The 12,588-nt window shown below is 72.8% G+C and carries 10 protein-coding genes and 1 pseudogene; all 11 read left to right on the forward strand.

The annotated features are described in order from the left end of the window. The first annotated feature begins 6 nt into the window (after nt 1-6). Nucleotides 7-2,595: a LuxR C-terminal-related transcriptional regulator gene (locus tag REH65_RS28110; RefSeq protein ID WP_406689791.1), complete on the forward strand. Its 2,589-nt coding sequence runs from the start codon at nt 7-9 to the stop codon at nt 2,593-2,595. Between the two features lie 237 nt (nt 2,596-2,832). Beyond that, complete coding sequence (locus tag REH65_RS28115) at nt 2,833-3,597, forward strand: ABC transporter permease (protein ID WP_281453537.1); 765 nt, start codon at nt 2,833-2,835, stop codon at nt 3,595-3,597. A 59-nt stretch (nt 3,598-3,656) separates the two neighbouring features. Beyond that, a pseudogene (locus tag REH65_RS28120) lies at nt 3,657-4,440 on the forward strand (ABC transporter permease). Between the two features lie 5 nt (nt 4,441-4,445). Further along, nucleotides 4,446-5,621 (forward strand): MCE family protein, encoded by a 1,176-nt coding sequence (locus REH65_RS28125; protein WP_406689792.1) that lies wholly within the window; start codon nt 4,446-4,448, stop codon nt 5,619-5,621. After that, nucleotides 5,618-6,640 (forward strand): MCE family protein, encoded by a 1,023-nt coding sequence (locus REH65_RS28130; RefSeq protein WP_406689793.1) that lies wholly within the window; start codon nt 5,618-5,620, stop codon nt 6,638-6,640. The genes REH65_RS28125 and REH65_RS28130 overlap by 4 nt, the downstream gene beginning before the upstream one ends. Nucleotide 6,641: 1 nt before the next feature. Then, a complete protein-coding gene (locus tag REH65_RS28135) occupies nt 6,642-7,622 on the forward strand; it encodes an MCE family protein (protein WP_406689794.1) in 981 nt (326 codons plus the stop codon). Next, the gene (locus REH65_RS28140; RefSeq protein WP_406689795.1) at nt 7,619-8,734 is read left to right on the forward strand and encodes an MCE family protein; all 1,116 of its coding nucleotides are present in this window, start codon (nt 7,619-7,621) and stop codon (nt 8,732-8,734) included. The genes REH65_RS28135 and REH65_RS28140 overlap by 4 nt, the downstream gene beginning before the upstream one ends. Then, nucleotides 8,734-9,891 (forward strand): MCE family protein, encoded by a 1,158-nt coding sequence (locus REH65_RS28145; RefSeq protein WP_406689796.1) that lies wholly within the window; start codon nt 8,734-8,736, stop codon nt 9,889-9,891. Before REH65_RS28140 ends, REH65_RS28145 begins: the two co-directional genes overlap by 1 nt. Further along, nucleotides 9,891-11,186 carry an MCE family protein gene (locus REH65_RS28150; RefSeq protein ID WP_406689797.1) on the forward strand — a complete coding sequence of 432 codons (1,296 nt, stop codon included), beginning with the start codon at nt 9,891-9,893 and terminating at the stop codon, nt 11,184-11,186. Before REH65_RS28145 ends, REH65_RS28150 begins: the two co-directional genes overlap by 1 nt. Continuing rightward, nucleotides 11,162-11,662, forward strand: coding sequence for a hypothetical protein (locus tag REH65_RS28155; RefSeq protein ID WP_406689798.1), 501 nt, complete (start codon nt 11,162-11,164; stop codon nt 11,660-11,662). The genes REH65_RS28150 and REH65_RS28155 overlap by 25 nt, the downstream gene beginning before the upstream one ends. Then, nucleotides 11,659-12,189, forward strand: coding sequence for a hypothetical protein (locus REH65_RS28160; protein WP_406689799.1), 531 nt, complete (start codon nt 11,659-11,661; stop codon nt 12,187-12,189). Before REH65_RS28155 ends, REH65_RS28160 begins: the two co-directional genes overlap by 4 nt. Nucleotides 12,190-12,588: the final 399 nt, after the last annotated feature.

Below are 12,588 nucleotides of genomic sequence, written 5' to 3' on the forward strand. Positions count from 1 at the left end.
TCACCGATGTTGACCGAACGAACCAGCGAGTTAGCCCGATTATCCGAATCGCTGGCCGACTGCGAGCGCGGCCGCGGCCGCGTCGTGGTCATCGGCGGTGGCATGGCCACCGGCAAGACCGCGCTGCTGGACGCCCTCGGTGACCTCGCGGGCGAGCGCGCGACCGTGCTGCGGGCCGTCGGTTCCCGGGCCGAGCGGGACCTGCCGCTGGGAGTGATCACCCAGCTGCTGGCCGACACCGGGCAGGACGTGCGCGAGCGCGCCGCCTCGCCGCTCGATGCCCGCGCGCTGGAGGAGATCGGTGCGCTGCTGACCAGGAGCGACCCGCTGGTGCTGGCCGTGGACGACGTGCACCTCGCCGACCCCGAGTCCCAGCAGGTGCTGCTCTACCTGCGCAGGCGGATCGCCTCGTCGCGCGTGCTGCTGGTGCTCACCGAGCGGGAGCGGCCGAACCTGACCCGCGAGTCGCTGCACGCCGAGCTGGTCCGCCAACCGGACCACCGGATCGACCTGGTCCCGCTGTCGGAGTCCGGGGTCGCCGAGCTGATCGGCGACGCCGACCGCGCCGCCTCCGCGCTTGCGCTCACCGGTGGCAACCCGTTCCTGCTGCGCGCGCTCGTCGAGGACGGGTTGGCGGTCGGGCCCCGCTTCCGCCGCGCCGTGCTGGACTGCCTGACCCGATGGGACCCGGACTTCCTGCCGGTCGCCGAGGCGGTGGCGATCCTCGGCGAGGAGTCGTCGCGGGAGCTGGTCGCCGAGCTGCTGGAGCGCAGCGCCCGCGCCGTCGGCCCGGTCCTGGACGCCCTCGACGCCGCCGGCCTGCTGCGCGAGCACCGGTTGCGCAATCCGGATGTCGTGCTGGAGAGCCTCGGCGCCGCCGCGGCCGTGCGGCTGCACGCGCGCGCCGCCGAGCTGCTGCACCGGCGCGGCGCCCCGGCCGTCGAGGTCGCCCGCCACCTCACCGCTGCCGGCGAGGTCCCCGGCCGGTGGGCGTTGCGCCCGCTGCGCTACGCCGCCGAGCAGTCCCTGGTCGACGACGCCGAGCTGGCCGTCGGCTGCCTGCAGCTCGCGCTGACCGCCACCGAGGACGAGGGCGAACGCGTCGAGCTGCGCGGCGCCCTGGTGCGCGCGGCGTGGCGGATCAACCCGTCGCTGGCCGTGCGCCACCTCGGCCCGCTCGCCGACCGGCGGGACCTGTCCTGGCGCGACGCGGTGCCGGTCGCCCGACTGCGGCTGTGGCAGGGCGAGCAGCCCTGCGACCTGCTGCGCGCCACCCGCGCGCACGCGGGTGAGCCGCACCCGCGCGCCGCCGCCGAGCTGCGCATCGCCGCCGAGTGGATCCACGGCGCGCTGCCCGAACCGGCGGCGCTGGAGGTCGGCGAGATCCGCTGGCAGCACACCGCGCACCTGATGGGGGCCTGGACCCGGGACGCACCGGGCGAGGTGCTGCGCGCCGCCGAGCACGTCCTGCAGAGCTGCGCCGGGGACGTGCTGCCCGAGGCCGCGGCCGCCGCCGTGCTCGCCCTGGACCACGCCGGGCACACCGAGCGCGCCCAGCACTGGTGCGAGACCGTGGCCGCTCAGTCCCGCAGGCAGGGCGCCACCACCGCCCGCGCGCTGATCACCGCCGTGCGGGCGGACATGTCGTGGCGGCGCGGCGACCTCATCGCGGCCGAGACCCAGGCCCAGGAGGCGCTGCGGCTGCTGCACTCGCAGAGCTGGGGCGTGCTGGTCGGGTTGCCTCACTCGACGCTGATCCTGGTCAACTCGGCGCTCGGGCGCCACGACGTGGCCGCCGAACTGCTGGCCAGACCGGTGCCGGAGGAGATGGCCGGCACCACCTTCGGCGTCCGCCACCTGCACGCCACCGGCAGGCACGCGCTGGCCACCGGCCGCACGCTGGCCGCCCTCGACGCCTTCGAGCGCGTCGCCGCCCGGATGCGCCGCGGCGACCCGGCGGTGCCGACCGCGATCCCGTGGCGCAGCGACCTCGCCCAGACCTACCTGCTGCTGGGCCGCCGCAGGGAGGCCCGCGACCTGGTCGCCGAGCAGCTCGGCCACGACACCGGGGGCGTGCGCATCCGCGCGATCGCCTTGCGGGTGCTGGCCGCCTGCAGCGAACCGCGCCAGCGCGTGGCGGTGCTCCGCGAGGCCATCGGACTGCTGGAGCGGGTCGACGACCGGCTGGAGCTGGCCCGCGCGCTGGCCGATCTCAGCCAGGCCCACAGCGAGCTCGGTCAGCTCAGCAACGCCCGCCTGGTGCTGCGCAAGGCCGATCAGATGGCCAAGTCCTGCCAGGCCGAGGTCCTGCCGCACCGCCTCCGCGATCACCTCGACCCCCGCCCGGAACCCGCTCCGCCCCGGGCCGGCGCCCCGCTGCTCAGCGAGGCCGAGCGCAAGGTCGCCGAGCTCGCTGCGCGCGGTCAGACCAACCGCGAGATCGGCCGCCGCCTCTACATCACCGTCAGCACCGTCGAGCAGCACCTCACCCGCGTCTACCGCAAGCTCAACGTCCGCAAGCGCACCGAACTCCCGGCGGAACTCTCCAGAGTGAACGACAACGACGACGACGGACGAGTTCTCCAGTCCCGCTGAGGCATTTTCACCTCGATGGAGCAGCCGTCGATTCGGGTTCCGTTCCGCTGGGCGGTGTTTCGAAGAGCGGTTGTTGACGGTAGGGGTGCGTGATGCGACCATCGTCCGCACTGCCGGACCAGCCGTCGCCGTTTTCGCTCGTGCACGTGCACTTCTCGGTCTCGTTCCTTCGACGTTCGTGAAGAAGACGAATCTTCGACGTGGTGAATCGCCGCCTGCGCGGGGGGAGGTCGGTCGATGGCGAGTTCAGCGCTGTCCGGGATCGGCGTCGCCGTCGGCTCCTTCTACCGCTTGTCCGCCGAGGTGTTCCGGCAGGGATTCCGGCGTCCCTTCCAGCTCCGGGAGTTCCTGCAGCAGTCCTGGATGATCGTGAGCGTGTCGGTGGTGCCGACGCTGCTGGTGGCCGTCCCGTTCTGCGTCATCGTCGTCTTCCAGCTCAACCAGCTGCTCACCGAGATCGGCGCGACCGACCTGGCCGGGGCGGGCGCCGGGCTGGCGGTGGTGCGCGAGATCGGGCCCATGGTCAGCGTTCTGGTGGTCGCCGGAGCAGGGGCGACGGCGATCTGCGCCGACCTGGGGGCGCGCAAGATCCGCGACGAGATCGAGGCGCTCAGCGTGATGGGTCTCAATCCCGTGCAGCGCCTGGTGGTTCCCCGGGTGCTGGCCTCGACGGTCGTGGCGCTGGCGCTCAACGGATTGGTCACCTTCGTCGGGTTGGCGGGCAGCTTCCTGTTCTCGGTGCTCGTGCAGAACGCGAGCGCCGGGCTCTTCCTCGCGAACCTGACGCTGCTCACCGGAATCGATGATCTCCTCGTCAGCGAGTTGAAGGCGGCCGTGTTCGGATTGCTCTCCGGACTCGTCGCCTGCCACCTCGGGCTCAACGCCAGGGGCGGGCCGAAGGGCGTCGGAGATGCGGTGAACCAGACCGTCGTGTTCAGCTTCATCCTGCTCTTCGCCGCCAACTCCCTGATCACCGCGGTCTTCCTGCAGGCGAGGGGGTGAGCCCGGTGGCGATCGGGGAATCCAGGCGCTCCCAGGTGATCCGGGTGCCGCTGCGCAAGCTGGAGGACACCGGGCGGCAGGTCGTCTTCCACGGCCGCGTCTACGCCTCGGCCCACGGCGCTGCTGCGCTACAAGCGCGAGGTCGTGCGGCTCATCGCCGAGGTCAGCCTCGGCACCGGGGGACTGGCCGTGATCGGCGGGACCGTGGTGATCGTGGTGTTCATGACCGCCGCCATCGGCGTCGAGGTCGGGCTGCAGGGCTACTCCTCGCTGGCCAACATCGGCGTCGAGGCGCTGGCCGGGTTCGTCTCCTCCTACGCCAACACGCGGGAGGCCGCGCCGGTCATCGCCGGGGTGGCGCTGACCGCGACCGTGGGCGCCGGGTTCACCGCGCAGCTCGGGGCGATGCGCATCAGCGAGGAGATCGACGCCCTCGAAGTGATGGCGATCCGGTCGGTCCCGTACCTGGTGACCACCCGGATCATCGCCGGGTTCGTGGCCATCATCCCGCTGTACTCGCTGGCCGTGCTCGGGTCGTTCGCCGCCACGCGGCTCGTCGTCACCGTCGCCTACGGCCAGTCCGGCGGCACCTACGACCACTACTTCAGCGCCTTCCTGGTGCCCTCCGACCTGCTGTGGTCGTTCGTCAAGGCGCTGACCATGTCGGTCGTGGTGATGTCGGTGCACTGCTACCACGGCTTCGCCGCCCGCGGCGGACCTGCGGGAGTCGGGCAGGCGGTGGGCAAGGCGGTGCGCGGCTCGCTGATCGGCGTGATGCTGGTCGACCTGCTGCTCGACCTGGCCATCTACGGTTCCGCCTCCTCGGTCCACATCTCGGGGTGAGGCCGGTGAATTCGCGGTACGTCCTCATCGGTGCCGGGTTCGCGGTCTTCGTCGCGCTGCTGGCGGTGCTGTCGGTAGCGCAGTACCAGCGGGCCTTCGACCGCGTCGTGCCGATCACCGTGCTGGCCGACCGCTCCGGGCTGCTGATGGAACCGGGCTCGCCGGTGAAGCTGCGCGGGGTCGAGGTCGGCTCGGTCGGCGAGGTCACCAGCGACGGCACCGGCGCCCGCGTCGCCGTCGAGCTCGATCCCGAGCAGGCCGAGCGGATCCCCGCCGAGGTGACCGCGAACCTGGTGCCCTCCACGGTGTTCGGCGCCAAGTACGTGGAGCTGCGGCCCGGTCGCGACACCGGCGAGCACATCGCCGCGGGCGCGGTGCTGGACCGCACGCGCGTCAACGTCGAGCTGGACCACACCTTCGACCACGTCATGGACACCCTGCGCGGCGTGCCGCCGAGCAAGCTCAACGCGGCCCTGACCTCGGTGTCCGGGTCGCTGCAGGGCAACGGCGAGCGGATCCGCGCGCTCATCGCCGACACCGACGGCTACCTGCGCGCCTTCAACCCGAACCTGCCCGAGCTCGAATCCCGGTTCCCGCAGGTCACCGCCGTCGCCGAGCACTACCGCGACGTGACCGACGACCTCACCGCCACCGCGAGCAACCTCGGCGGCACCGGCGGCACGCTCGTCGAGCAGGAGCGGGCCTTCGCCGGGTTCCTGCTGTCGCTGACCGAGCTCGGCAACGGCACCGGCGAGTTCCTGGACGCCAACGGCGACCCGCTGGTGTCCGCGCTGGACGATCTGGAGCCGACAACCGGTCTGCTGCAGCGGTATTCGCCGGTCGTGCCGTGCTTCTTCGGCGGCGTGGTGCACAACGGCGACATCATCCGGGCCGTCACCGGCGGGCCCGAGTTCGGCGGGACGCACCCCAACACGCACGTCACCGTCAGCATGCTGCCCGGCATCCCCGCCTACCAGCACCCGCAGGACCTGCCCAAGACCGGTGTGGACACCGGGCCCGACTGCCACGGCCTGCCCGAGGTGCGGGGCATCCCGCCCTACGTCGACTACGACACCGGCGCGAACCCGTACCCCGGCACCGACGAGACCGCGCGGGTCAACCCGGAGCTGCTCGCGGTCTACCTGTTCGGCCCGCTCACGCCGTTGGGAGGTGGCCGGTGAGGGGAGAGGTCGTCAAGCTCGGGGTGTTCTTCACCATCGCCGCGCTCGCCGCCGGCTACATCGCGCTGCTGCTCGGCGAAACCCGCAGGGCCGGAACCGAAACCGAGGTGCGGGCCGAGTTCTCCGACGTGTCCTACCTCGAACCCGGCGACCCGGTGCGGGTCGCGGGCGTGCGCGTGGGGCAGGTCGAGGACCTGCGGATGCGGCCCGACGCGACCGTGCTGGTGACCATGACGGTCTCCGGCGCGCCCCCGCTGACCACCGGCACCCGCGCCGCGGTGAAGTACCGCGACCTGGTCGGCAACCGCTACCTGGAGCTCGCCGAGGGCGACGGCGGCGCGCCGCTGGGCGAGGCGGTGATCCCGCTGCAGCGCACCGCGCCCGCGCTCGACCTCGACGTGCTCGTCGGCGGCTTCCAGCCGCTGTTCCAAGCCCTCTCGCCGGAGCAGGTCAACCAGCTCTCCGGCTCGCTGATCCAGGTGCTGCAAGGTGAGGCCGGGGCGCTGGACTCGTTCCTGACCTCGCTGGCCTCGGTCACCCACACCCTCGCCGACCGGGACCGGCTCATCGGCGACGTCATCAGCAACCTCGACGCCGCCCTGGCCACCTTCGACGCCCACGACCGGCAGGTCTCCGAGGTCATCGGGCAGACCCGGCAGCTCGTCGACGGGCTGGCCGCCGACCGCGGCTCGATCACCGGCGCCGTCGACCACCTGCACGGCCTCACCGCCACCACCGCCGACCTGCTGCCCCGGCTGCGGCCCGACCTGCGCGCCGAGATCAGCGACCTGCGCACCATCGCGGGCACCCTCAACGCCCACGACGAGGACGTGCGCTCCGCGCTGCGCGAGCTGCCCGAGGCCTACCGGCGGATCGGCCGGATCGGCGTCAACGGCAACTTCTTCAACGCCTACCTGTGCAGCGTCCGGGTGCGCACCAGCACCCCCACCGGCGGCTACCTCTACACCCCGTGGATCGACAGCGACGTGCGGCGCTGCGCCGAGGAAGGCGGGAACTGACGTGAACGACTCCCGGCTCGGCGTCATCGGCTCGGTGGTGCTCGCCGCCGTCGTGCTGCTCTCGCTCAGCGGGGACGCGATCTCGCCGCTGCTGGCCGGACGCGGCCTGCACGCCGTGTTCTCCGAGGCCGGGGGTCTGGTGGCGGGCGATCCGGTGGTGGTCTCGGGCATGACCGTCGGCCGCGTCGAGGACGTCGAGCTGCGCGACACCGACGTGCTGGTGTCGTTCACCGTCGACGAACCCGACCTGCGGGTGGGGGAGGAGAGCACCGCGGCGATCAAGGCGCAGAGCGCGCTCGGCGAGAAGGCGCTCAGCCTCGGCCCGGCCGGGCCCGGGGAGATGCCGGACGACGCCCAGATCCCGCTGTCGCGCACGGTCGCGCCCTACGACGTCACCCAAGCCCTGCAAAGCCTCACCGACACCACCTCGCGGCTCGACACCGACCGGCTCACCACCGCGCTGACCGCCGTCGCCGACACCCTCGACGGCACCGCGCGCAGCGTGCCCGGGGCGCTGAGCGGGTTGCGGCGGCTCGCCGAGAGCGTCAACGCCCGCGACGCGGAACTGCGCTCCCTGCTGGAGCACTCGCGCGCCACCACCGAGGTGCTGGCGCAGCACCAGCAGGACCTGCGGACGATCTTCGACCAGGGCACCGCGCTGCTGACCGCGCTCAACCAGCGCCAGGCCGCCATCGAGCGGCTGCTGGCCGACCTCACCACGACCGCCGACCAGCTCGACGCGCTCGCGCGCGAGAACGACGCCCAGCTGCGGCCCGCGCTGACCGAACTCCGCTCGGCGGTGGCGATCCTGCGGGACAACCGCGACCACCTCACCGCCGCCCTGCACGAGGCCGTGCCGATGCTGCGCACCCTCGGGGAGGTGCTGTCCACGATGCCCGCGCTGGACGCCTACTTCGCGAACATCCCGCCCACCAACGCCGTTCCGGGGCTGCAGGACCTGCTGGGGAGGGGGACCCGATGATCCGGCGAGCGCTGGCGCTGCTGATCGGCGCGCTGCTGGTGGGCGGTGCGATCCACCTGCTGACCGCCGAGCGGCAGAAGCACGCCACGGCCCACCTCCCGAGCGCGAGCGGCATCCACGTCGACGACGAGGTGCGGGTGCTGGGCGTGCGGGTCGGCGAGATCGACGAGATCGTGCCCGAGGGCGACCACGTGCGGGTCCGCTTCGGCTACGACGCCGACCGGAAGGTCCCGGCCGACACCTCCGTGGCGCTGGTGGCGCCCAGCCTGGTCAGCGGCCGGTACCTGCAGCTCGCGCCGGTCTACCGGGGCGGGCCGGTGCTGGCCGACGAGGCCGAGATCCCGGTGGAGCGCACCGCCGTGCCCGCCGAGTGGGACCAGACCAACGCCGAACTCACCGAACTCGCGCGGGCCCTGGGCCCCGGCGGGGCGAACCGCCAGGGCGCGGTGTCGCGGGCGATCGAGGCCGGGGCGCACAACCTGGGCGGCAACGGCGCCGAGTTCCGCCGCACCCTCGACCAGCTCGCCGGCACCTCCGGCACGGTCGCCGCGGGCAGCGAGGACCTGTTCACCAGCCTGCGCCGGCTCGACGAGTTCACCGCCGGGCTCAACGACAGCCAGGAGCAGCTCAAGGCCTTCTCGACGCAGCTGTCCTCGTTGAGCGCGCTCGCCGAGGACAACCGCGCCGAACTCGGCCGGGCCCTGGCGGCCTCCGACCGGGCGCTGGTGACGATCACCGAGTTCACCCGCACGCACCAGCAGCAGCTCGGGGACACCGTCGGCGAACTCCGCGACGTCGGCGCCACCCTCGCCGCCGGTCGCGGGGACCTCGCCGACGTGCTGCACGTCGCGCCGCAAACGCTGGCCAACCTCTACAACGTCTACGAACCCGGCACCGGCTCGGCCAGCACCCGCGTCCAGATGCCCTACACCGCGAGCGCGTCCAGCCTGACCTGCCAGATGGTGTTCTCCGCCGGAGGCACCATCGACGACTGCCGCGCCGCGCTCGACCCGCTGCTGAAGCCCCTCGACCTGCCCTACCCGCCGATCGGCCTCGACCCGCTGCACCGCACCGGAACGCCCCACCAGCAGCCCGCACCGGGAGGCCCGTGATGCGCGGACTCGCCCTGCTGCTGATCAGCTGCCTGCTGGCCGGGTGCTCGGTGGACAGCGCCCAGCTGGTGCCGCTGCCCGGAGGCCCCGGCAGCGGCGGCGACGCGCGGCGGGTCGTGGTGCGCTTCGCCGACGTCGCCAACCTCGTGCCCCGCTCGGAGGTCAAGGTCGACGACGTCACCGTCGGCGCGGTCCGCCGCATCGGTCTGCACGGCTGGCAGGCCGAGGTCGAGATCGGCCTGGACCCGGGCGTGGTGCTGCCAGCCAACGCCGTGGCCGCCGTCGGGCAGAAGAGCCTGCTCGGCGCCCAGTACGTCGAGCTCGCCGCCCCGCCCGATCCGGTCGGCAGGCTCGCCGACGGCGCCGTCATCCCCGCCGAGCGCACCAACCGCTACCCGGGCACCGAGGAACTGCTGGCGGCGCTGTCGCTGTGGCTCAACGGCGGCGGGCTCCGGCAGGTCCGGGTGATCACCGACGAGCTCAACCGGGCGCTGGGCGGCAACGAGCAGCAGACCCGCGACCTCATCCACCAGCTCGGCGCCCTCGCCCGCTCCGCCGACGAGCAGAAGGCCCAGATCGTGCGCTCGATCGAGGCCGTCGACGGCCTCGCGGCGCGGCTGCGCGCGAACTCCCAGCGCCTCGGACGCGCCGTCGACGAGCTGGGGCCGGGCATCCGGGTGCTCAACGAGCAGCGCGACTCGCTCCGCTCCGCGCTGGACGCCTCCAGCAGGCTCGGCGCGGTCGGCACGGACGTCCTCGACCGCTCCCGCGACGACCTGCTGGCCGTCGTCGACGACCTGCGCCCGTCGCTGCAGCAGCTCGTCGCGGCGGGCGACGACGTGCCGAAATCCCTCGACACGCTGGGAACCCTGCTGTTCCCGCTGAGCACCTACCGGAAGGTCATCCGCGGTGACTTCCTGAACCTGGCCGTGACGCTGGACCTCTCGGTGCCCAGCCTCGAATCCGGGCTGCTGGCAGGCACTCCCGCCGAACCCGTCCTCGACGCCGCGCGCACCGCGCTGCAGGCCACCGACCCGATCCGCGGGCCGCTGGGCGTCGGCTCGCCGATCGAGCCACCGCCGCCCTCACCACCGCCGGAGAACCCGCCACCGGACCCGGCGATCCCGCTGCTCGGCGACCTGCTGGGAGGGAACTGATGCTGACCAGGCGGGTTCGGATCCAGCTCGCGGTGTTCACCGCGCTCACCGTCTTCGGCGTGGGCACGGTGCTGGTCAACTACCTCGACCTGCGCCAGCTGCTCGGCTTCGGGCAGTACGAGGTGATCGCCGTGTTCCCCGACGCCACCGGGCTCTACCCGGGGGCGATGGTGGGCTACCGGGACGTCGAGATCGGCAAGGTCCGCTCGGTCGACCTCGGTGACGGCACCGCCGTGGCCACCCTCGGCATCGACGACGACGTGCGCGTCCCGGCCCGGGTGAGCGCCGCGATCCGCGGCAAGTCCGCGATCGGGGAGCAGTCGGTGAACCTCACCCCCGACGGGGACGGGCCGCCCTGGTTGCGCCCCGGCGACCGGATCACGGCCACCACGACGCTACCGCGGGCCGACGAGCTCATCACCAGCCTCGACGACCTGGCCGCGTCGATCCCGCAGGAAAAGCTCGCGATCGTCCTCGACGAGCTCACCACCGGGCTCAGCGGCGAGGAACCGCAGGTGACGACGTTGCTGGAGAACACCCGGACCGTGCTGCACCAGGCCGGGCTGCACCTCGAACCCACCGTCGACCTCATCCACCAGCTCGGCCCGTTCCTGCGCACCCAGCAGCAGATCGCGCCCGAATCCCGTTCCGCGCTGCGGGATCTGGCCTCGTTCACCGAGCAGCTGCGGCGCAGCGATCAGGACCTGCGCGGACTGCTCGCCCGCACCCCGCCCGCCGCCGAGCAGCTCATCGGCCTGGAACAGCGGCTGACGCCCGCGCTGCCGCAGCTGCTCACCGACCTCGGTGCGACCGGTCAGGTGATCCGCACCCAGCTGCCGGGCGTGGCGCAGACCCTGGTGCTCTACCCGGCGGTGACGGCGGCGCTGCAGCGCGTCGTGCAGCAGCCCGGTGCCGCGCCCGGCAGCGCGCACCTGGGGATCCGGATCTCGGTCAACAACCCGCCGCCGTGCTACTCCGGCTACGCGCCGATGTCGCAGCAGCGCTCCTTCGACGACGAGTCGCCGGCCGCGGTCCCGCGGGACCAGCACTGCCAGGTCGCGCCGGACGACCCGCGCTCGATCCGCGGCGCCCGGAACTACCCGTGCGCCAACGACCCTCGCCGTCGCGGGCCCACCGCGGCCTCCTGCGGCGCGGCGCCCGCCGAGGTCGTGGCGACCTACGACCCGGACACCGGCAACGCGATGCTGCCGGACGGTCACCTGGTGCTGCTGGGCGACGTGCGGGAACACCCGAGAGCGGAGGAGGGGACGTGGCGCGATCTGCTGCTGAAGTGAGGCGCGCGGTCGGCCTGGTGTCGGCGGCGCTGCTGCTGATCGGGCTCGCCGTGCTGGGCACCCGGTTCCACCAGACGGCGCAGGCCGAGGCCGAGGAGGAGGAGTCCGACCGGCAGGCCGTGGCCGCGGCCCGGCAGGCCGCGCTGGGGCTGACCAACCTCAGCGCGCGGACCATCGACCAGGACGCCCGGCGGTTGGCTGGGATGGCGACGGGCGCGTTCAAGGACCAGTTCGCCTCGCAGGCCACGGCGTTCCGCGACATCGTCACCGGCTCGCAGGTGACTTCGCGGGGCGAGGTCGTCGAGGCCGCGCTGGAGCGCTCCGACGGACGCACGGCGGTCGCGCTGGCCGCGGTGCGGGCCACCGTCGGCAACGCCGCCGCGCCGGAGGGCGAGCAGCGCCAGTACCGGCTGCGGATCACCGTGGAGAAGACCGCGCAGACCTGGCTCGTCGCCAACCTGGAGTTCGTGCCATGACCGCCACCGACGTCGTCGACGACACCGGCACGCCCGCGAAGCCGAAGCGCCGCCCGCTCGTCCCGCTGCTGGTCGTGGCGATCCTGCTGGCCGCCACCGCCGGTGTCGCGGTGCTCCACCAGCGCCAGGCCGCCGCCACCCGCCTCGACGAGGCCCGCGCCGAGGCCACCCGCGCCGCCGCCGAGCACATCCCCGAGGTCCTCGGCTACAGCCACGACACGCTCGACCGGGACCTCGCCACCGCAGCCCGCGCCGTCACCGGCCCCTTCGCCCGCGACTACCTCGAACTCCAGCGCACCGCGATCCGCCCCGCCGCCACCCGGGACCGCATCACCACCCGCACCACCCTCTCCGCCCTGGGCGTGGTCACGGCCACCGACGACGAGGTGGTCCTGCTCGCCTTCATCAACCAGCTCACCACGAGCTCCCGCCACCCCACGCCCCTGATCGAAGGCGCCAGGATCCGGGTGACCCTCACCAGAACTCCCGAGAACACCTGGCGAATCTCCACAATGGACACCCTCTGATCGCGTCCCTCACCAGAGGACGGTTTTTCCTCGAATTGACCATGATCAATGTCCGTTATGCCCGGACAATTCAGGAAAAACCGTCCCCTGCCTCCCCCTCCCCGCTCGTAGGGCGAGACTCAGGGGCGTGGCGCGCGGGGGTGTGAGCTGGGGGTTCGGGGTGCGAACGGGTGGTGCGGGTGGGCACGTGCCAGTTCTGGTGTGACATTGACCGCGGGGTGTTGCGGTGCGACTATCGGACGGACGACGTTGCCCACGACGAGCCGTGTCAGAGCCCGTTCCGCTGAGTTCCAGAGCTGATCTTCCTCTTGCGTGCTGAGGTCTCTTCCCGCTCAAGCCGTTGCCGGGGGTGTTGCTCGACGATCGGTTGAAACTCGGCAGGACCCACCCGTTCCCCGA

The organism is Saccharopolyspora sp. ID03-671, assembly GCF_045278815.1.
GTDB lineage: Bacteria > Actinomycetota > Actinomycetes > Mycobacteriales > Pseudonocardiaceae > Saccharopolyspora > Saccharopolyspora ipomoeae.